The 20,896-nt window shown below is 62.5% G+C and carries 19 protein-coding genes and 1 tRNA gene; 5 read left to right on the plus strand and 15 right to left on the minus strand.

All coding sequences use genetic code 11. The features are described from left to right. Complete coding sequence (locus tag EBBID32_RS19800) at positions 1-2,229, minus strand: S9 family peptidase (RefSeq protein WP_006965107.1); 2,229 nt, start codon at positions 2,227-2,229, stop codon at positions 1-3. Positions 2,230-2,347: 118 nt separating this feature from the next. Further along, positions 2,348-2,422: transfer RNA gene (locus EBBID32_RS19805), tRNA-Val, on the minus strand. A 138-nt stretch (positions 2,423-2,560) separates the two neighbouring features. Here EBBID32_RS19805 and EBBID32_RS19810 point away from each other — a divergent pair. Continuing rightward, entirely contained in the window at positions 2,561-2,677 is a 117-nt protein-coding gene (locus EBBID32_RS19810) for an entericidin A/B family lipoprotein (RefSeq protein WP_006965112.1), read from the plus strand. Positions 2,678-2,692: 15 nt separating this feature from the next. On the opposite strand, the gene EBBID32_RS19815 is transcribed toward EBBID32_RS19810, so the two are convergent. Continuing rightward, the gene (locus tag EBBID32_RS19815) at positions 2,693-2,884 is read right to left on the minus strand and encodes a hypothetical protein (RefSeq protein ID WP_006965114.1); all 192 of its coding nucleotides are present in this window, start codon (positions 2,882-2,884) and stop codon (positions 2,693-2,695) included. Between the two features lie 172 nt (positions 2,885-3,056). On the opposite strand from EBBID32_RS19815, the gene hslV reads away from it, so the two are divergent. Further along, a complete protein-coding gene (hslV, locus tag EBBID32_RS19820; RefSeq protein WP_037492075.1) occupies positions 3,057-3,623 on the plus strand; it encodes an ATP-dependent protease subunit HslV in 567 nt (188 codons plus the stop codon). A gap of 105 nt (positions 3,624-3,728) precedes the next feature. Further along, positions 3,729-5,030 (plus strand): ATP-dependent protease ATPase subunit HslU, encoded by a 1,302-nt coding sequence (gene hslU, locus EBBID32_RS19825; protein ID WP_006965118.1) that lies wholly within the window; start codon positions 3,729-3,731, stop codon positions 5,028-5,030. Between the two features lie 106 nt (positions 5,031-5,136). On the opposite strand, the gene proS is transcribed toward hslU, so the two are convergent. From proS to phaR, 3 genes are all read right to left on the minus strand, one after another. Then, positions 5,137-6,663 (minus strand): proline--tRNA ligase, encoded by a 1,527-nt coding sequence (proS, locus tag EBBID32_RS19830; RefSeq protein WP_037492077.1) that lies wholly within the window; start codon positions 6,661-6,663, stop codon positions 5,137-5,139. 86 nt (positions 6,664-6,749) lie between these two features. Further along, on the minus strand, positions 6,750-7,094 hold the full coding sequence (locus tag EBBID32_RS19835; protein ID WP_006965121.1) for a hypothetical protein: 345 nt from the start codon (positions 7,092-7,094) through the stop codon (positions 6,750-6,752). 4 nt (positions 7,095-7,098) lie between these two features. Beyond that, complete coding sequence (gene phaR / locus EBBID32_RS19840) at positions 7,099-7,671, minus strand: polyhydroxyalkanoate synthesis repressor PhaR (RefSeq protein WP_037492079.1); 573 nt, start codon at positions 7,669-7,671, stop codon at positions 7,099-7,101. Between phaR and EBBID32_RS19845 the strand changes: the two genes are divergently transcribed. Next, entirely contained in the window at positions 7,670-8,758 is a 1,089-nt protein-coding gene (locus EBBID32_RS19845; protein ID WP_006965125.1) for an alpha/beta hydrolase, read from the plus strand. The two genes, phaR and EBBID32_RS19845, sit on opposite strands and share 2 nt — an antisense overlap. A gap of 49 nt (positions 8,759-8,807) precedes the next feature. Then, a complete protein-coding gene (locus EBBID32_RS19850) occupies positions 8,808-9,980 on the plus strand; it encodes an acetyl-CoA C-acetyltransferase (RefSeq protein ID WP_006965127.1) in 1,173 nt (390 codons plus the stop codon). A gap of 56 nt (positions 9,981-10,036) precedes the next feature. Here the strand turns inward: EBBID32_RS19850 and EBBID32_RS23810 are convergent, their stop codons facing one another. The 9 genes from EBBID32_RS23810 to EBBID32_RS19885 all read right to left on the minus strand — a co-directional run bounded on the left by EBBID32_RS23810 (position 10,037) and on the right by EBBID32_RS19885 (position 20,747). Beyond that, positions 10,037-10,186 carry a DUF2256 domain-containing protein gene (locus tag EBBID32_RS23810; protein ID WP_006965129.1) on the minus strand — a complete coding sequence of 50 codons (150 nt, stop codon included), beginning with the start codon at positions 10,184-10,186 and terminating at the stop codon, positions 10,037-10,039. Positions 10,187-10,204: 18 nt separating this feature from the next. Continuing rightward, entirely contained in the window at positions 10,205-11,794 is a 1,590-nt protein-coding gene (locus EBBID32_RS19855; RefSeq protein ID WP_006965131.1) for an MFS transporter, read from the minus strand. 167 nt (positions 11,795-11,961) lie between these two features. Beyond that, positions 11,962-12,651, minus strand: a complete 690-nt coding sequence (locus EBBID32_RS19860) for a DUF2490 domain-containing protein (protein ID WP_006965133.1) — start codon at positions 12,649-12,651, stop codon at positions 11,962-11,964. Between the two features lie 206 nt (positions 12,652-12,857). Continuing rightward, positions 12,858-14,858: an acetyl-CoA carboxylase biotin carboxylase subunit gene (locus tag EBBID32_RS19865; RefSeq protein WP_006965135.1), complete on the minus strand. Its 2,001-nt coding sequence runs from the start codon at positions 14,856-14,858 to the stop codon at positions 12,858-12,860. Between the two features lie 224 nt (positions 14,859-15,082). Beyond that, positions 15,083-15,334 carry a hypothetical protein gene (locus tag EBBID32_RS24305; protein ID WP_156022629.1) on the minus strand — a complete coding sequence of 84 codons (252 nt, stop codon included), beginning with the start codon at positions 15,332-15,334 and terminating at the stop codon, positions 15,083-15,085. Then, positions 15,331-16,332, minus strand: coding sequence for a biotin synthase BioB (bioB, locus tag EBBID32_RS19870; protein WP_006965137.1), 1,002 nt, complete (start codon positions 16,330-16,332; stop codon positions 15,331-15,333). Before bioB ends, EBBID32_RS24305 begins: the two co-directional genes overlap by 4 nt. Then, positions 16,332-18,485, minus strand: a complete 2,154-nt coding sequence (gene scpA / locus EBBID32_RS19875; protein WP_006965139.1) for a methylmalonyl-CoA mutase — start codon at positions 18,483-18,485, stop codon at positions 16,332-16,334. The genes bioB and scpA overlap by 1 nt, the downstream gene beginning before the upstream one ends. A gap of 189 nt (positions 18,486-18,674) precedes the next feature. Continuing rightward, positions 18,675-19,112: a methylmalonyl-CoA epimerase gene (gene mce, locus EBBID32_RS19880; protein WP_006965141.1), complete on the minus strand. Its 438-nt coding sequence runs from the start codon at positions 19,110-19,112 to the stop codon at positions 18,675-18,677. A 102-nt stretch (positions 19,113-19,214) separates the two neighbouring features. Then, positions 19,215-20,747 (minus strand): acyl-CoA carboxylase subunit beta, encoded by a 1,533-nt coding sequence (locus EBBID32_RS19885; protein WP_006965143.1) that lies wholly within the window; start codon positions 20,745-20,747, stop codon positions 19,215-19,217. Positions 20,748-20,896 lie beyond the last annotated feature (149 nt).

Consider the following 20,896-nt stretch of genomic DNA (forward strand, 5'->3'; position numbering starts at 1 on the left):
TTATGGCGTGGCTGCGTCGGGCGACACCCCGCGCCGCGCCAGGAAGTCCTCGATCGTGCGCCACAGATGGACACTGATCCCCGGACCGCCGACGCGGTGGGTCTGACCCGGATAGGCCATCATCTCGAACGGCACCGCCCCGCCTTGCATCTTCGCCATCAGCGCGGTGGCATTGTCGAACACGACATTATCGTCGGACATGCCATGAACCAGCAGCAACGGATCGCTGATCTTCACCGCCTCCTCGATCGCACCCGATGCCGGATAGGCGCTGGGCTTGTCCTGTGGCTGTCCCAGATAGCGTTCGGTATAATGGGTGTCGTACAATTCCCACTTGGTCACCGGCGCACCCGCAACCGCCGCCGCGAATATGCCCGGTGCCTTCTCCAGCAGCTTCAATGACATATAGCCACCATAGGACCAGCCATAGGTCGCGATCCGCTGGGGATCGACGAAAGGCTGGGCTTTCAGCCAATCGACGCCCGCCAACTGGTCCTCCACCTCGACAGTCCCCATGGCACGATAGAGATGATCCTCGAACGCCTTGCCACGATCGGGCGTTCCGCGATTGTCCACCGCAAAGACGATCCAGCCCCGGTCGACCAGATATTGGTTGAGCGCGCCGGACCATGTGTTGGTGACCTGCCGCCCGCCACCCGGCCCACCATAATGGATCATGAACACTGGATAGCGTTTGCCCGGCTCGATCGGCGGGGTCATGATCCTGCTATAAAGCGTCGTGCCGTCCTTCGCCTGGATCGTGCCGAAGCGGGTTTTGACATGGCTCGCCAGATAGGGCGCATAGGGATGATCGCCCTTCAGCGCGTTTTCCGACAGCCATTGCAACTGCTTGCCCGCACTGTCGGCCAGATAGACCTGCTTGGGCTGATCGCTATTCTGGCGGGTGATGACGATACGGCTGGCCGCGCCATCCATCACCGCATCATTCCACCAGCCGCTGGTCGTGATCTGGCGCGGCGCGGCAGGGCGGGTGATCGGCGCGCTGTAGAGTTGCTGCTCCAGCGGCGTTTCGCGATTGCCGGTGAAATAGGCCAGCCCCGCTTTTTCATCGACTGCCACCAGCGTCTTGACCTCCCAGTCGCCGCTGGTCAGCGCCGTCCACTTGTCGCCATGCACCCGGTAGAGATGGCCATGACCGCTCTTTTCCGACCACCAGAGGAAATCGCCGCCCGACAAGGGGTGGAAATTGTCGCTGAGGTTGATCCAGCTTTTGGCTGTTTCGCTCAGGACCAGTTTCGCCTTGCCGGTCGCGGGATCGACCGCCAGCAGATCGAGCCGCTTCTGGTCGCGCATCTCGCGCTGGACATAGAGCGTGCGGCCATCCTTCGCCCAGTCGACCCGCGCCAGATAGATGTCGCTGTCCGGTCCCAGATCGACCTTCACCTGTCCCGACCCGTCCGGTTTCATGACGTAAAGGTCAACGATGGCGTTGGGCGTCCCGGCGGCGGGATAGCGCTGCTGATAGACCTTCGTTCCCTCCCCGCCGATCGCGGTGCGAGTGACGATACCGACCGGGCTTTCATCCACCCGCGCGACCGCGATCAGGGCGTCATCGGGCGACCACCAATAGCCGGTGCGCCGGTCCATTTCTTCCTGCGCGACAAATTCCGCCACGCCCCAGCTTATTGTATCGCTGGCCCCCTGCGTTACTTGCCGTTCCGCGCCACCGATCGGCTGCACGAACAAATTACCGCCGCGCACGAAGGACACGAAGCCGCCCTTGGGACTGACCACGCCGTTGAGTTCACCATCGGGCGTGTCGGTCAGCCGCCGCACCTTGCCGTCCAGCGCGGCGAGATAGAGGTCGCCATCGACCGGCACCAGGATGGACTTGCCATCGGGCGACCAGTCATAGCTGGTAATGCCGCTGCTGCCCGCGACGGACCGGTCGCGCTCGCGCTGCATCTTTTCCGCTTCGGACAGGGCCGCACCACTGCCTGTCTTGCGCGAATCGACCAGCATCCGCTGCTGGCCGGTGCGCGTGTCGATCGCCCACAGGTCGAGCCGTTCCTTCTCGTCCGCGCGCGGCTTGAGCAGGGTGACGAGCGATCCGTCCGGCGACAATTTGAGCGCGCGCGGCTGCGGTCCGGCAAGGTCGGGACTGGCGAAAACCCGTTCGAGCGTCAGCTTCTCCTGCGCCATGACAGGCAGAGCAGACAGCGCAAGCAGCGCGCCAAGGGCTGCGCCGGATTTCAGATAGGGAGGCATCGATATCCTTTCAGGCCAGCGACCGCACGCGACGCCGGATCAAGGCCAAATCTTAGCGCGATGAGACTGAAAAGATCAATGGAGGGAAATAATCTGTCCTGACCATGGCGCCAAGCCATGGTGGGCGCGGCAGGGATTGAACCTGCGACCCCACCCGTGTGAAGGGTGTGCTCTACCACTGAGCTACGCGCCCCCTTAAGGAGGAGGCGGCCATTGGCATCGCTGGCGCGCGCTGTCAAGCGTGGGGGAACGCCGTCCCGGAAATTGCCCCTTTGCACCTGCGTGCCGGCGGGCTTAAAAGCGGTCGCCGCATATATGGAGTGAGGGATTAATGCGAAAAGCGCTGTTTCTGATGATATTGGCTACGCTGGCCGCCTGCAACACGGTGCAGGGCGTGGGCCGCGATATCGAATCTGTCGGCCGCGCCGGGAAAGACGCGATGCGCTGACCAACTATTGGTGAATTATTGCAACACGCGCCCGATGGCTGTTGCATTTTTCCGCAGTCGAACGCCGTCACATTCCGGTTCGCCACAGTTGCAGGCTTCGATCGTATAGCGCACGCCGCACATCACCAGCACGTCATCATGATCGAAACTATAGTTGGATATGCCCGCGCGCTCGACCTTTTCCTGTGCCCTGGCCTTGAGAGTCATGCGAGTCCTCCCCGTAAATTCGGACGCTCATGATTGGTGGTGCAATGCACAATGTCAATTGATCGACATTTGTTCATGAACAGATTGTCAGAATATTGTCGCCAAAATGCAACGCTTCATCGTTTGCCGAGCCGACTTGCGCCAAGCGGCACAGCGTCCCATATGCCGCCCCATGAACGACCATAACAGCAGCGCCATGCCGGTCTGGCATGGCACCACCATCATGTCTGTGCGCAAGAATGGAAAGGTCGTCGTTGCCGGCGACGGTCAGGTTTCCATGGGCCAGACGGTGATGAAGCCCAACGCCCGCAAGGTCCGCCGCCTGCATGACGGCAGCGTCATCGGCGGCTTTGCCGGAGCCACCGCCGACGCCTTCACCCTGTTCGAGCGGCTGGAGGCCAAGCTTGAACGTCATAATGGCCAGCTGATGCGCTCGGCGGTCGAACTGGCCAAGGATTGGCGCACCGACAAATATCTGCGCAATCTGGAAGCGATGATGATTGTCGCGGACAAGGATGTCACATTGATCCTGACCGGCAATGGCGATGTGCTGGAGCCGGTGAACGGCGTGGCCGCGATCGGTTCCGGTGGTAACTTCGCCCTCGCCGCCGCCCGCGCGCTGATGGATTATGAGAGCGACGCGGAGACTTTGGCGCGCAAGGCCATGGCCGTGGCGGCGGACATCTGCGTTTACACCAACGATCAGCTGACCATCGAAACGCTGGACAGCGCTGCTTAAAATTCCCCTCCCGCTTGCGGGAGGGGTTAGGGGAGGGCCTGTGAGGGCGATCCCGTAACAGCCCCTCCCCCGACCCCTCCCTGAAGGGAGGGGAGAAGGACCAACATGAATGACAATCTGACCCCCAAAGCCATCGTCGCCGCGCTCGACGCCCACATCATCGGCCAGCATGACGCCAAGCGCGCCGTTGCCGTGGCCCTGCGCAACCGCTGGCGGCGGCAGCATCTGCCCGACGACCTGCGGGATGAGGTGACGCCCAAGAATATCCTGATGATCGGGCCGACCGGCTGCGGCAAGACAGAGATCAGCCGTCGTCTGGCGAAACTCGCCGACGCGCCCTTCGTCAAGGTCGAAGCCACCAAATTCACCGAAGTCGGCTATGTCGGCCGCGACGTCGAACAGATCGTCCGCGATCTGGTCGAGGAAGCCGTACGGCTGGAAAAGGACCGCCGCCGCGAAGCCGTGCGCGAAGCGGCATCCGAAGCCGCTATGGCCCGCCTGCTCGACGCGCTCACCGGCAAGGAGGCGAGCGAGGCCACCCGGCTGTCCTTCCGCCAGAAGATCGAGCAGCATCAGATGAACGAGGTCGAGGTCGAGGTGGAAGTCGCCGACAGCCCCTCCATGCCGATGGAAATCCCCGGCATGGGCGGTCAGGTCGGCATGATCAACCTGTCTGACATGATGTCCAAGGCGTTCGGCCAGCAACAGAAGAAGCGCCGCAAGATGCGCGTCGCCGATGCATGGGACAAGCTGGTCGAGGAAGAGCAGGACAAGCGCCTGGATCAGGACGATGTCGCCCGCGTCGCCATCACCAGCGCCGAGCAGAATGGCATCGTATTCCTGGACGAGATCGACAAGATTGCTGTCAGTGACGTGCGCGGCGGATCGGTCAGCCGCGAAGGCGTGCAGCGCGACCTGCTGCCATTGATTGAGGGCACCACGGTGTCCACCAAATATGGCCCGCTCAAGACCGACCATATCCTCTTCATCGCGTCCGGTGCCTTCCACGTCGCCAAGCCCAGCGACCTGCTGCCCGAACTTCAGGGCCGCCTGCCGATCCGTGTCGAACTGAAGGCGCTGACCGAGGAGGATTTCGTCGCGATCCTCTCCGACACCAAGGCCAGCCTTGTGGCGCAATATCGCGCCCTGCTGGCGACCGAGGAAGTGACGATCGACCTGACCACCGACGGCATCCGCGCGGTTGCGCGCATCGCCGCCGAAGTGAATAGCGAAGTCGAAAATATCGGTGCTCGCCGTCTCCAGACGGTCATGGAAAAGCTACTGGAGGATGTGAGCTTCGAGGCAGAGGACCGCCGCGGCGAAACGCTGGTGATCGACCGCACCTATGTCGAGAAGCAGCTCAGCGCGATCGCCCACGACACGGATCTGAGCAAATATGTGTTGTAACTTAACTTCCTCCCCTCCCTTCACGGAGGGGTCGGGGGAGGGCATGTAAGGGTGGAGATCGCTTTACATCCCCTCCCCTAACCCCGCCCCCAAGCGGGAGGGTGATTTAATAACTCCGCCCCACCAGCACCCGCTCTACCGCCTTCTCTCCCGTAAACACACACGTTCCGTCAGCGGCCTCCGCATCGTTGGGCACATTGCGCAGCGTCAGCTTCTCGCCCTTGAGCCACTGCACCACCTTCTCCAGCGCCTCGCCGGTCGGCTTGGCCCATTGCACCAGCGCCCAGCCGGGCTTGGCGCTGGCGTTGAAATAGGTTTTCAGCGCATCTATGTCGGTGATCGACTTGTCGATGCGGCCGTCTAGCCGCGCCTTGGCGTCCGCGAATAGCGACGCCTGCACATCCTCCAGCATCGCCGTCGCCCCGGCGACGAAATCGCCCTTGGCCACCACCTGACTGTCAAGCTTGCCGTCGGCCCGATAGAGCCGGTCGCGACGGATGACCGACACATTGCCGCCCGCGACATCGCGCCCGCCGACTTCAATCACGATCGGCGCACCCTTCTTGACCCAACCCCAACGCTTGGTCGCCGCCTTGGCCGGGCGACGATCGAGCAACGCCCGCACCGGTTCACGAAACACGTCGAGCGCGTTGAGCTGGCTCACCAGATCGGCGCAGTAATCGACGATCGCCGCATCCTCTTCGGTATCGCGCAGCATTGGCACCACGACCACCTGATAGGGCGCAACGCGCGGCGGCACGCGCAGACCGTCATCATCGCCATGGACCATGATCAGGCCACCGATCATCCGGGTGGACATGCCCCAGCTTGTCGTCTGCGCCAGCTCCTGTTGCCCTTCGGCATTCTGATATTTGATATTCTGCGCCTGGCTGAAAGTCGTACCCAAAAAATGCGACGTGCCCGCCTGCAACGCCTTGCCGTCCTGCATGATCGCTTCGATCGAGTAAGTGGCGACCGCGCCGGGGAAGCGTTCATTCTCCGGCTTCTCGCCAGCCACCACCGGCATGGCAACGCAATCTTCGGCAAAGCTGCGATAGACTTCCAGCATCTTCATCGTCTCTTCCATCGCCTCATCGACGGTGGCGTGGGCGGTATGGCCTTCCTGCCAGAGAAATTCGGTGGTGCGCAGGAACATGCGGGTGCGCATTTCCCAGCGCACGACATTGGCCCACTGGTTGATCAGCACGGGCAGGTCGCGCCACGACTGGACCCAGCGGCTGAACGCCGCGCCGATCACCGTTTCCGACGTCGGGCGCACGACCAGCGGTTCCTCCAGCTTCGCTTCGGGATCGGGGACCAGCTTGCCGTCCTTCTGGATCAGCCGGTGATGGGTGACGACCGCCATTTCCTTGGCAAAGCCGTCGACATGCTCGGCTTCCTTCTCGAAATAGCTCAGCGGAATGAACAGCGGGAAATAGCAATTTTCATGTCCCGTCGCCTTGATCCGCGCGTCGAGCAGGGTCTGGATACGTTCCCAGATGCCATAGCCCCACGGCCGGATGACCATGCAGCCGCGCACGCCGCTTTCTTCGGCCAGGTCAGCCTCCGAAATGACGGCCTGATACCAAGCGGAGAAATCCTGCTCGCGGGTGACGGAAAGGGCGTGTTTCACGGGAATGGCTTGCCTGCTGTAGGGAATGGATGGCGCGCAATAGGCCAAGCGCGCCGTCCCCGTCCACCCCCGACGCACATTGGCGTTCAGCCGACGGCAACGCCCAGTTTTTCAAGCCAGGCGCGGGCCTGCTTCGGTTCGCCCGGCGCGTCGGACGCCACCGGGCCGCGCGCCGCAAGGAAGGACTGGTGCAGCGCAAATGGCTCCAGCCCCAATTGATCGCGCAAAGCATCGATATCGGCTGCCAGTTCAGCCAGCGCCGCAACGACTGGTGCCGCCTTGGCGCGGGCCTGCCGGTCGGGCTTGTGGTCGAACAGCCCCCACACCCCGCCAGCAGTGGTGTGCAACGCCGCGATCAGCGCCGCGTCATATTCGGCTTCCAGCTCGGCCCGCCTTACGTCCAGTCGTTCGAGTCGGTCGGCCTTCGCCATTGGGTCAGCCCAGCTTGTCTATCTTGGCGTTGAGCGCGGCAAGTTGCGCCTTCAACACGGCAATCTCGTCATCCTTCTCCGCCTCAGCCGGAGTCGCCATGCCCGGAACGTTCGGCATCAGGCCACCTGCGCCCTTGAACGCGCTGGTCGCTGCCTCGAACATCTGCATGTTGCGCTTTGCGATCTCGGCCAGCGGGCCGCCACCGAACGCACCCTGCATCGCTTCCTGAAACTGCAACTGGTTCTTGCGGAAAGCGTCCATCGACGCTTCTAGATATTGCGGCACCATCGACTGCATCGAATCGCCATACATGGAGATCAGCTGGCGCAAGAAATTGACCGGCAGCATATTTTCGCCGCGCTGTTCTTCTTCCATGATGATCTGGGTCAGGACATTATGGGTGATGTCCTCACCGCTCTTGGCATCGACGACCGTGAATTCGCGGCCCTCGCGCGTCATCTGCGACAACAGATCAAGAGTGATGTAACTGGAGGTTTCGGTGTTATAAAGCCGCCGGTTAGCGTATTTCTTGATAACCACCGGCTCCGATTCATTAGCCGTTTTAGATTTGGCCATGGACACCTCTCCCGCATCTGCACAATCCTCATTAGCACAGGGCGTTGCCGCACCGCAACATGGGCCACGGCCTTTACCCCTTTTTCTCAACATTTTATGGCGCGAAACGGAGGGGGATGCTGACCTACGCAAACGCGCCTTCATCGGCCTGCGTCGTTATCAACAGGCGCAGCGCCCCGCCCCGCCACCGGCCCCCGCCAGCATGGCACAGGCAGGCAGCGCCCGGCTGCTGCGCTATGGCGTTGATAATGGCCGCGCACCGGTCGTTTTCGTGCCCTCGCTCATCAATCCGCCCCAAGTGCTGGACCTGTCCGAACGCCGGTCTTTGCTGCGCCATATGGCCGCAGCAGGGCATGACGCCTGCCTGGTGGACTGGGGCAGTCCGTCCACGCTGGATGCCAAGATGGGATTGGATGGTCATATAGCGGACCGCCTCTTGCCGTTGATCGCTGCGCTGCCACGCCCCCCCATTTTGGTGGGCTATTGCCTGGGCGGGACGCTGGCGCTGGGTGCGGCGATGCTGCACCCGATGCAGGCGGTGGCGACCATCGCGTCGCCCTGGCGCTTCGATGGCTTCGCGGACGCAGATCGACAGGAAATCAGCGCCTTGTGGCGCGGCGCAAAGCCGGTGTGCGAACGATTGGGCTATGTGCCGATGGAGGTGCTGCAATCTGGTTTCTGGGCGATGGACCCGGCCCGGACGATTCGCAAATTCGCCGCCTTTGCCGATGTCGCGGCGGGATCGGACGGCGAACGCGCCTTCATGGCGGTGGAGGATTGGGCCAATGGCGGGCCTCCGCTAACCTTTGCAGCGGGACGCGACCTGTTCGATCATCTCTATGGCGACAATATAAGCGGACAAGGGCGCTGGACCGTCGGCGGGCGGACGGTCGATCCGCACGCAATCGCCTGCCCTACCCTTTCGATCCGCTCCAACACTGACCGGATCGTCCCTGCCGCCGCATCACCCGAATTGGCTACAGACTGGCGATTGCAACTGGGCCATGTCGGCATGGTCGTGGGCGGACGGGCGCGCGAAACTCTGTGGTTTCCGTTGTCCCGGTGGCTTTCCAGCCATGGTGGATGATGCTATGTGCGCCTGCGAAAAGAAACCGCAATAATAGAGGATAGAGCCTTTGTCAGATATCGTCATCACCGCCGCCAAGCGCACTGCCGTCGGCAGCTTCATGGGTGCGTTCGGTTCGACTCCGGCGCATGAACTGGGGCGCCAGGCGATCATCGCTGCGCTGGCGCAGGCGGGCGTTGCGCCCGATGAAGTGGATGAGGTGATATTGGGCCAGGTGCTGAGCGCCGGTCAGGGTCAAAATCCGGCCCGTCAGGCCGCCGTCAATGCCGGTATTCCGGTGGAGCGCACGGCGATCGGCCTCAACCAGCTCTGCGGCTCCGGCCTTCGCGCGGTCGCATTGGCGGCCCAGGCGATCCGCGCGGGCGACGCGAACATCATGGTGGCTGGCGGGCAGGAAAGCATGTCGCTTGCCCCCCATGCGCAATATCTGCGCGCGGGCACGAAGATGGGACCGCTGACGCTGCTCGACACGATGACGCATGACGGCCTGACCGATGCCTTCAACAATTATCACATGGGCGTGACCGCCGAAAATCTGGCCGAAAAGTACCAGATCAGCCGCGAAGCGCAGGACGCCTTTGCCGTCGCCAGCCAGAACAAGGCCGAAGCCGCGCGCGCTTCGGGCCGCTTCGCCGATGAGATCGTGCCGATCACGATCAAGGGCCGCAAGGGCGACACCATTGTCGATGCCGACGAATATATCCGCGCTGGCGCGACGATCGAGGCGATGCAGGCGCTGCGTCCTGCGTTCAAGAAGGATGGCAGCGTCACCGCCGGTAACGCCAGCGGCCTGAATGATGGTGCCGCCGCACTGGTGCTGATGACCGCCGACGCCGCCGCCAAGCGCGGCGCGAGCATCCTGGGCCGGATCGCGGGTTTTGCGACCTGCGGCGTCGATCCCTCGATCATGGGCATCGGCCCGGCCCCGGCCAGCCGCAAGGCGCTGGAGAAGGCGGGCTGGTCGCTGGCCGATCTCGATCTGATCGAAGCCAATGAAGCGTTCGCGGCGCAGGCGCTGTCTGTGGGGCAGGAACTGGGCTGGGATGCGTCCAAGGTCAACGTCAATGGCGGCGCGATCGCCATCGGCCACCCGATCGGCGCATCGGGCGCGCGGGTGCTGACCACCCTGCTCTACGAAATGGCCAAGCGCGACGCGAAAAAGGGTCTGGCAACCCTGTGCATCGGCGGCGGCATGGGCGTGGCGATGTGCATCGAACGCTGACCGTCTGAGAGATTGTGAAGGTCGTCGCTCCCAACGGAGCGGCGGCCTTTTTTGTGTCAGCCGTTGTGCGGGGCAGTCCGGCAGCGATCGGAACAATAGACGACATTGTCCCAGTCGCGTTCCCACTTCTTGCGCCAGGCAAAGGGGCGATTGCAGACCGGGCAGGTCTTGGTCGGCAGATCCCGCTTGGCGACACCGCGTGGCATGGGCAATTCCCGGCTATATCAGGCGTCGAGCGGGCGATCCTTCGTTTCGGGCAGCGCGACGAGGCAAGTGATAAGCGCCAACGCCACCACGGCCAATGTGTACCAAAGCCCGGCATAGGGATCACCCGTCCGTGCGACGATATATTGGCTGACCAGCGGCAGAAATCCGCCGAAATAGCCGGTGCCGATATGATAGGGGATCGACAGCGACGAATAGCGGATACGCGCGGGAAAATATTCCGACAGCAAAGCCGCCACCGGCCCATAGGTCGCGCCCGAAAGGGTCCAGAGCAGCAGCAAGGCACCAAACAGCATCATCGCACGGGGCCAGTCCGGCGTCACCGTGCCGGTAGGATAGCCGCCTGCTTTCAATGCCGCGTCAAGGCCATCGACGCTCAGGTCCGTGACCACCATGCCACCTACCTGCACCGCAGGCGTGGGTGCTGCCTGCTTGTCATAGGGGATGCCGCGCTTGGAAAAATGGTCGAGCAATTTGCCGCAGGTGGTCGGCTGGACCTTGGCGAAGGGATCGAACTGGCAGTCCGGACCACGCACGACAACGGGGGCGCGTTCCCCCGCCTCGACCAGCGCCGGGTTCGCGGTCGCACCCATAAACTGGTAGAGCGGCATCAGCAGCAGCAGCACCAGCGCATAGCTGATAACGATCGGCTTCTTGCGCCCCACCCGGTCGGACAGGTGGCCGAAAAAGATGAATGCCCCCATGCCCGCAAAGGCGCTGCCGCCGACCAGCAATTGGGCGATGCCGGGCGACACATGCAGCCCGTTCTGGAGGAAATAGAGCGCCTGGAACATCACCGTATAGGCAATGACGGTAAAGCCCGCCGCGATACCGATCATCGCGACCAGCATCCGCTTTTTGTTGCCGGGATAGGTGAAGGCTTCCTTGATCGGATTTTTCGACTGGGTGCCCGCCTTCTTCATCGCGGTGAACACCGGGCTTTCGCGCAGCATCAGCCGCATCCACAGCGAAATGCCAAGCAAGGCGAGCGAGAAGAGGAAGGGCAGCCGCCAGCCCCAGGCGGCCCAAATCTCCGGCCCGACGATTGCCTGCGTGCCGACCACGACGATCAGCGACAGGATGAAACCGCCGATCACGCCCGCCTGGATGAAGCTGGTATAGAAGCCACGCCTTCCGGGCGGCGCATGTTCGGCGACGTAGATGGCCGCGCCGCCATATTCGCCCCCCAGCGCCAGCCCCTGCGCGATCCGCAGCGTAATCAGTATGATCGGCGCGGCGATGCCGATACTGGCGGCAGACGGGGTAAGGCCAACCCCAGCCGTCGCGACGCCCATCAGGATGATGGTGGCGAGAAACGTATATTTGCGCCCCAGTCTGTCGCCCAGATAGCCGAACAGCGCCGCGCCGATCGGACGGAACGCAAAGCCGATCGCGAAGCCTGCCAGCGTATAGAGCAGTTCGACGGTAGGATTGTCAGTCGGGAAGAAGGTGCGCCCGATGATGGGAGCCAGGACGCCATAGATATAGAAATCATACCATTCAAACACGGTGCCGAGCGCTGAGGCGGTAATCACCAACCGGTCGCGCTTGACGTCCATCACATAGTCGCTGCCGACCGCTCCGTTCATCCCCTGCCCCCTTAACTTCGCACTTTTCCCGGCAATTGTGAAATTCCGTTACCGCGTCTGGTAATTAAATTTCCAACACTGCCTTGCGCAACCGCCATCGTCGGTGCCCGAAACAAGGGGCGATATCGCATGAAGCGGAGGCAGTAGGACAGACTAAAAAGAGTCTCTCAATGTCGCAGTTGCAATGTCAGCAGCAGGACATGATCGACATCATCGGCCCGACCGCGATTTTTCACATATTGGTTGAGATAGCCAAGCTCGATCGTCGACTTGCCCGCCACAGGCACTTCCAGCCCGGCAAAGCTGCGCAGCCGGTCGAACCCTTTGCGTGCGCCCCAGTCGGTATCGTTCAGGGCAACGAACCCCTCCGCATAAGCGAGCGCCGAGACGCCGCCGGTATTGCCGCTCAACGGCACCGCCAGCCGCAGCATCTGGCGCAGCCGCCAGGCCATATCGTCGCCATTAGACAGCCAGCGCTGCTCCATCCGCGTGCGCGACGAGAGCGGCCCGCCCGCCAGCTTGCCCAGCGACCAGTTGATCTGCTGAAAACCGCGATGCTCGCGCGTCTCGCCACCGCCCGGCTGGGGCGTGCGGACATAGGCATAGCCCTGATAGATGGTCAGCCGGTCGGACAGTTTCACGCCGATGGCTGGGCGCAGCAGCATCTGGTCCAGCCCGTCCATATGCGTGCCAAAGCGCGACTGGACTTCGGCAAAATAGACGATGTCGCCCGAAATCGGTCCCTGCGCGATGGTCTGGAGCCAGAATTGCTGATCTTCGGCGGCGTGGGCCGGTAGCGCGATCAGGCTCAAGGCGATGGCGGAAAGGCGAAGGATCGTCGGTCGGAGGCTGTTCATGCGGAGGCTGCTAAGGGAAAGGCCGGGGCCGGGGCAAGCCGCGACAGGCGGGCGAAACATAAAATAACAAAGGCCGCTCTTCCCCCCCTCTGCGGGGAGGGGGAACGAGGCGAAGCCGAGCGTCCACGCCTGCGTCGGTACACCCCCACCCAACCTCCCCCCTCAAGGGGGAGGGCTTCTACGGATCAGGTCATCGCGCCGTGCGCCTATTCCATTTCCAGGATCACCGCATCCACCGCCAGGCTGTCACCCTGCGCGGCCGATACGCTCTTGACCACGCCCGCCTTTTGCGCGCGCAGAATATTTTCCATCTTCATCGCCTCGATCACGGCGAGCGGCTGCCCGGCTTCGACCTTGTCGCCCTCGCCCACATGCAGCGCGACCAGCAGGCCCGGCATCGGGCAGATCAGGTAGCGCGACAGGTCTGGCGGGATTTTTTCGATCATGTGCGCAGCATAGGGTGCAGCATGGGCGGGCAGGATACGCAGCTTGTGGCTGGCCCCATGGCAGGTCAGCACAAAGCCCGACCGCACCGGTGCGATGCGGACGGCCAGTTCCTCGTCGCCAAACTCCGCCTCGATCAGGCGATCGCCCGGCGTATATTCCAGCGCCATGTCGAGTGTTTCGCCATCGACCATCACTTCGTCCCCGTCGATTTCGACGTCATGGACCGCGTCACCGATCTTGACCTGCCAGCCGGTCGGCGGGGCCAGGCGCTTGCCGAGCTGCCCGTCGATCCGGCGGGCGCGGTCGGCCTGCGCCATCGCCGCGAACGCGCCGATCGCCGACAGACGCACGAGCAGTTCGGGCGAAGCGGGCGCGCCATGGAACCCGTCGGGATATTCCTCCGCGATGAAGCCGGTGGTGATATTGCCCGACCGGAACCGCTCATGCTGCATCAGCGCCGACACGAAATCGATATTATGGCCCGGCCCTTCTATCTCGAACTTGTCGAGCGCCTCGATCTGCTTGTCGATGGCTTCCAGGCGCGTGGGCGCCCAGGTGATCAGCTTGGCGATCATCGGATCGTAGAACATGGAGACTTCGCCGCCCTCCTCCACGCCGTCATCGACACGGATCAGTGCGCCACTCTCATCCGCGCCGGTTTCGGGTGGGTTGTAGCGGATCAGGCGACCGGTCGAGGGCAGGAAGCCGCGATAGGGATCTTCGGCATAGACGCGGTTTTCGATCGCCCAGCCGTTGATCTTCACATCGTCCTGCGTGAAGCTGAGCGCCTCGCCATTCGCGACGCGGATCATCTGTTCGACCAGATCGACGCCGGTGATTTCCTCGGTGACGGGATGTTCGACCTGGAGCCGGGTGTTCATTTCCAGGAAGTAGAAACCGTCGCCGGTCTTGTCCTCGCCCGACACGATCAATTCGACCGTGCCTGCGCTGAAATAGCCGACCGCGCGGGCCAGGGCAACGCATTGCTCGCCCATCTTCTTGCGCATTTCGGGCGATACGAAGGGCGACGGCGCTTCCTCGACCACCTTCTGGTGGCGACGCTGGATCGAACATTCGCGTTCGTTGAGATAGATAATATTGCCGTGCTGATCGCCGATCAGCTGGATTTCAATATGGCGCGGGCTTTCAATGAACTTCTCGATGAACACGCGGTCATCGCCGAAGCTGGCAAGGCCTTCGCGCTTGGTCGCCTCAAAGCCTTCGCGGACATCCTGCTCGCTATAAGCCAGCCGCATCCCCTTGCCGCCGCCGCCCGCCGACGCCTTCATCATCACCGGATAGCCGATCTCGTTGGAGATGCGGACCGCATGTTCGGTATCGTCGATCACGCCGACGAAGCCGGGCACCACATTGACGCCCGCTTCCAGCGCCAGCTTCTTGGACTCGATCTTGTCGCCCATCGCGGCGATGGCGTTAGCGGGCGGGCCAACGAAGATGATGCCCTCTGCATCCAGCGCCTTGCGGAAGCTTTCGCGTTCCGAGAGGAAGCCGTAGCCCGGATGCACCGCGTCCGCGCCGGTCGCCTTGCACGCCGCGATGATCTTGTCGGCGATCAGATAGGATTGGGCCGCAGGCGACGGGCCGATATGCACGGCCTCATCCGCCATCAACACATGCGGCGCACGCGCATCGGCATCGGAATAGACCGCGACGGTCTTGATACCCATCTTCTTGGCCGTGCGCATGACACGACACGCAATTTCGCCACGGTTCGCGATCAGGATCTTGGTGATTGCCATATTATTCCCTGTCCCAGTCCTATATCCAATTCGTCACCCCGGACTTGATCCGGGGTCCAGGGTGGCAGGCGTTGTGCTTGCCCCTCTGGATGCCGGATCAAGTCCGGCATGACGGTTATTTCCTCTCAACCCGTTCGGGCTGAGCCTGTCGAAGCCCCGTTCTTCCTCGCGAAGCGAAGTGCAGCCCTTCGACAAGCTCAGGGCGAACGGTCAAACTAAAATGGTCATCGTGGTGGAATGATCGCTCGTCGCAAATTCCAGATGGAGTTTACGCCAAGGACCACGAAAGCAATAAGCGCTACGACTAAACCACGAACCATGGCCAATCGTACGAAATCAAAGCTTGGCCAGCGCCAGCCGCAATCGAACAAATATCCAATCGCCATCGCAGTTAAACATGCACCAAACGCAGCGATTGCTCCACAAGCACCGATACGACCTGCATCAAACCAAATGTGGCGATTGATCGACTTCACTCCGCCGCCTCCATCGCAACCTTCACCTCGGCCTGCATCGGCACCACGCCCAGCTTCGCGAACAGCGCCGCATCGGCATTGTCGCCTGCGTTGGCGGTGGTCAGCAACTTGTCGCCGGTGAAGATGCTGTTCGCGCCCGCCATGAAGCACAAAGCCTGGCAGGCGTCCGACATGCTTTCACGCCCGGCGCTCAGCCGCACCATGCTTTCCGGCATCACGATCCGCGCGACCGCGACGGTGCGCACAAACTCGATCTCGTCGATCTTGGCGAGCGGGGTGTCGGCCAGCATATTGCCCAGCACCGTGCCCTTGACCGGCACCAGCGCGTTGATCGGCACGCTCTGCGGATGGGTCGGCAGCACGGCCAGCGCGTGCAGGAAGCCGACGCGGTCCTCGCGCGTCTCGCCCATGCCCACGATCCCGCCGGAACAGACGTTGATCCCGGAATTACGCACATTTTCCAGCGTTTCCAGCCGATCATCGAAGGTCCGGGTGGTGATGACCTTCTCATAATGCTCAGGCGAGGTGTCGATATTATGGTTGTAATAATCGAGGCCCGCGTCAGCCAGCACCTTGGCCTGCCCTTCGCTCAGCATCCCCAGCGTCATGCAGGTTTCCATGCCCATCTGGCGCACGCCCTTCACCATCTCGACGATGGCGGGCATGTCCCGCTCCTTGGGATTGCGCCAGGCCGCGCCCATGCAGAAGCGCGAGCTGCCCGCATCCTTCGCCTGCGCCGCCGCCTGCATCACCGCCTGCACGCTCATCAGTTTCTCGGCCTTCAGGCCGCTTTCCGCCGATGCCGACTGGTTGCAATAACCGCAATCTTCCGGGCAGCCGCCGGTCTTGATCGACAGCAAAGTGGACAACTGCACTTCATTGCGCGGAAAATTCGCGCGATGGATCGACTGCGCCTCGAACATCAGGTCGTTAAACGGCAGGTCGAACAGCGCGGCGATCTCTTCGCGGGTCCAGTCGGTGCGGGCGGTACTATTCATTACGCGGCGTCCTCCAGCCCCGCAGGGGGCATGTTGTGGCCGAGGAGGCGCAGCACGTCGGCGGCGCATTCCACGACATTGGAGCCCGGTCCATAAATGCCCTGGACGCCCGCGTCACGGAGGAAGTCATAATCCTGTGGCGGGATGACCCCGCCTGCGATCACCTTGATGTCGGTGCGGCCCGCTTCGCGCAGCTTGGCGATCAGGTCGGGGATCAGCGTCTTGTGCCCCGCCGCCAGCGATGATGCGCCGACCACATCGACATCGCTTTCCAGCGCCAGCACCACCGTCTCATCGGGCGTCTGGAACAGCGGTCCTGACACGACGTCGAACCCCATGTCGCCGAACGCGGATGCGATCACGTTGGCGCCCCGGTCGTGGCCGTCCTGCCCCATCTTGGCGACGAGGAGTTTCGGCTTTCGACCGAGGCGCCGCTCAACGGCCTGCACGCCGTCAAGTACCTGTTGCCAGCGATTGTCGCCCTCATAAGGCGCGCTGTAGACGCCCTTTACCGGCGTCGGCTGGGTGCCGTAGCGGTTGAAGCTTTCCTCCATGGCGGAGGAGATTTCGCCCAGCGTCGCGCGGGCGCGGGCCGCGTCCACGGCGAGGGCGAGGAGGTTGTTGTCGAGGCTGGACGGCCTGGCCGCGCCGTCGCGCAGTGCCTGCAATGCCGCTTCGCATCTCGCGCTGTCGCGCTCCGCCTTCACCCGGTTGATCCGGGCGATCTGGCCTTCGCGAACCTTGGCATTGTCGATGTCGAGGGTTTCGAGCAGATCCTCGCTCGCGAGGCGATATTTGTTGACGCCCACGATGACGTCATCGCCGCGATCGACCCGCGCCTGCCGCGCGGCCGCCGCCGTTTCGATCATCGCCTTGGGCCATCCTGCCGCCACGGCCTTGGCCATGCCGCCATCGGCCTGCACCTTCTCGATGATCGCCCAGGCTTCATCGACCAGCTGCTGGGTCAGTGCCTCGACATAATAGGAGCCGCCCAGCGGATCGACCACCTTGGTCATGCCGGTTTCTTCCTGGATCACGATCTGCGTGTTGCGCGCGATCCGGGCGGAGAAGTCGGTGGGCAGCGCGATCGCCTCGTCCAGCGCGTTGGTGTGCAGCGACTGGGTGCCACCAAGCATCGCGGCCATCGCCTCGATCGTGGTGCGCATGACGTTGTTGTACGGGTCCTGCTCGGTCAGCGAGACGCCCGATGTCTGGCAATGGGTGCGCAACATCTTGCTGCGCTCGTCCTTCGCGCCCAGTTCCGTCATCGCCCGATGCCACAGGACACGGGCGGCGCGCAGCTTGGCGATCTCCATGAAGAAGTTCATGCCGATGGCGAAGAAGAAGCTCAGGCGGCCTGCGAATTTGTCGATGTCCAGCCCCGACGCCACGCCATATTTCACATATTCCATGCCGTCGGCGATGGTGAAGGCCAGCTCCTGCACCTGCGTCGCGCCAGCTTCCTGCATATGATAGCCGGAAATGGAGATGCTGTTGAACTTGGGCATCTCGCGCGAAGTGTAACCGAAAATGTCGCTGATGATCCGCATCGAGGGTTCGGGCGGGTAGATATAGGTGTTGCGGACCATGAACTCCTTCAGAATGTCGTTCTGAATGGTCCCGTCGAGCAATTTGCGGTCGACGCCCTGTTCCTCGCCCGCGACGATGAAGAAGGCCAGGATCGGGATGACCGCGCCGTTCATCGTCATGCTGACCGACATCTGGTCGAGCGGGATGCCGTCGAACAGGATCTTCATATCCTCGATCGTGTCGATCGCCACCCCAGCTTTGCCAACGTCGCCGGTGACGCGCGGATGGTCGCTGTCATAACCGCGATGGGTGGCGAGGTCGAAGGCCACCGACAGCCCCTTCTGCCCGGCGGCCAGGTTCCGGCGGTAGAAAGCGTTGGAGTCCTCGGCGGTCGAAAAGCCCGCATATTGACGGATGGTCCAGGGCCGCCCCGCATACATGGACGCGCGCACCCCGCGCGTGAAGGGCGCAAAGCCCGGCAAGCCCGGATCGACGGTCACATCGTCGGCCGTGTAGAGCGGCTTGACCGCGATCCCTTCCGGGGTCGCCCAGGTCAGATCCTTGCCCTTCACTTCCTTTGCGGCTGCGGCTGCCCATTGATCCAGTGTCGGCTTGTCGGTCATCGTTCAATCTACCCTGCTCCCTCCCCCTTGAGGGGGAGGATACGAAGGCTTGGCAGCTTGTCTGCCTAGCCGAAGTTGGAGAGGGTGGCCGACCCATCGGGCGTCCCGCCGCCTCTCCGCTGCGACCAAGGGTCTGCTGCGCATCCCCCAAGTCTCGCTGCCTCCCCCCGTGGGGGGAGGGCTAAAACCTCAATGCGCTTCCTTGGGCGTCTCCATAATCTCGGTCAGCACCCCGTTCATATCCTTGGGATGCACGAAGAAGATCAGCGTGCCATGCGCCCCGATCCGCGGCTCGCCCAGCACCCGCGCGCCCTTCGCCTCGAACCACGCCTTGGCTTCGTGGATGTCGGGCACTTCATAACACATATGATGTTGCCCCCCGGCCGGGTTCTTGGCGATGAAGGCAGTGATTGGCGACGTCTCGTCAAACGGCTCGATCAGTTCGATCTGCGTCCCCGCCGTGCCATTCTCGCCCGGCGTATCGACGAAACAGACCTTCACCCCCTGCGCAGGCAGGTCGAACGGTTCATGAATCTTCGTCGCGCCCATCACATCGCGATAATAAGCGATGCTCCTTTCGAGGCTGGGCGTGGCGACACCGATATGGTTGAGACGGCCGAGTTTCATATCACTTTCCTGTTCCGTCACCCCAGCGAAGGCTGGGGTCTCAGGCCTCGAAAGGCCGGTCAAGCCGCATGAGATGCCAGCCTTCGCTGGCATGACGTCATATTAAAGCGGAATATTGTCATGCTTCTTCCACGGATTTTCCAGCGCCTTGTTGCGCAGTTTCCGCAGGCCCAGCGCGATCCGCCGCCGCGTCGAATGCGGCTGGATCACCTCGTCGATGAAGCCCTTTGAGGCCGCCACGAACGGGTTGGCGAAGCGCGCTTCATATTCCGCCGTCCGCTCGGCAATTTCGTCCGCCGTCTTGCCGCGGAAGATGATTTCCACCGCGCCCTTGGCCCCCATCACCGCGATTTCGGCGGTCGGCCAGGCATAGTTCAAATCACCGCGCAGATGCTTGGACGCCATCACGTCATAGGCACCGCCATAGGCCTTGCGGGTGATGATGGTGATCTTGGGCACGGTCGCTTCGGCATAGGCGAACAGCAATTTCGCGCCATGCTTGATGATGCCATTATGCTCCTGCGCGGTCCCCGGCAGGAAGCCCGGCACGTCCACCAAAGTCACGATCGGTATCTCGAACGCATCGCAGAAGCGCACGAAGCGGCCCGCCTTCTTCGATGAATTGATATCCAGCACGCCCGCCAGCACGAAGGGCTGGTTGGCGACGATGCCGACAGTCCGCCCCTCGACCCGGCCAAAACCGCAGATGATGTTGCCTGCGTGGGCGGGCTGCACCTCAAAGAAATCGCCCTCATCCACGATCTTCCTGATCAGCTCGTGCATGTCATAGGGCTGGTTCGCATTGGCGGGGATCAGCGTGTCGAGGCTCGGCTCGATCCGGTCCCACGGGTCGGCGCTCGGCCGTTCCGGCACCGGTTCCTTGTTCGACGCGGGCAGGAAGTCCACGAAATCGCGCACCGCCAGCAGCGCCTCTATGTCGTTCTCGAACGCAACGTCCGCCACGCCGGACTTGGTCGTGTGCGTCACCGCGCCGCCCAGTTCTTCCTGCGTCACGACCTCGTTCGTCACCGTCTTGACCACATCGGGGCCGGTCACGAACATGAAGCTTGAATCCTTCACCATGAAGATGAAATCGGTCATCGCGGGTGAATAGACCGCGCCGCCCGCGCATGGCCCCATGATGACGCTGATCTGCGGCACCACGCCCGACGCCAGCACGTTGCGCTGGAAAATCTCGGCATAACCGGCGAGCGACGCGACGCCTTCCTGAATCCGCGCGCCACCGCTGTCATTCAGGCCGATGACGGGCGCGCCGACTTTCAGCGCCATGTCCATGATCTTGCAGATCTTCATCGCGTGCCGTTCCGACACCGCGCCGCCGTAAACCGTGAAATCCTGGCTGAACAGGAACACCAGTCGCCCGTTGATCGTGCCGGAACCGGTGACCACGCCGTCGCCGGGAATATGCTGCTCGTCCATGCCGAAATCGGTGCAATTATGCTCCACATACATGTCCAGCTCTTCAAAGCTGCCCTCGTCCAGCAACACCTCGATCCGCTCACGCGCGGTCAGCTTGCCCTTGCCATGCTGCGCGTCGATGCGGCGCTGCCCGCCACCCATGCGCGCACCTTCGCGCTTGGCTTCCAGCTGTTCGATAATGGCGAGTTTCGACATAGGCATATCTCTCCGGTCAGGGTGCGGACCTGTTATGACGCCCTTTTCCCGTCTTTGTGATTTTTCGCAAATGCAAATTTGCTAATTTGCAAATCACGACTTCGCAAATTAGTGTCGAATACACCACCACCGTTCGTTTCGAGCGAAGT

The sequence above is a fragment of the Sphingobium indicum BiD32 genome (assembly GCF_000382885.1).
Lineage (GTDB): Bacteria > Pseudomonadota > Alphaproteobacteria > Sphingomonadales > Sphingomonadaceae > Sphingobium > Sphingobium japonicum_C.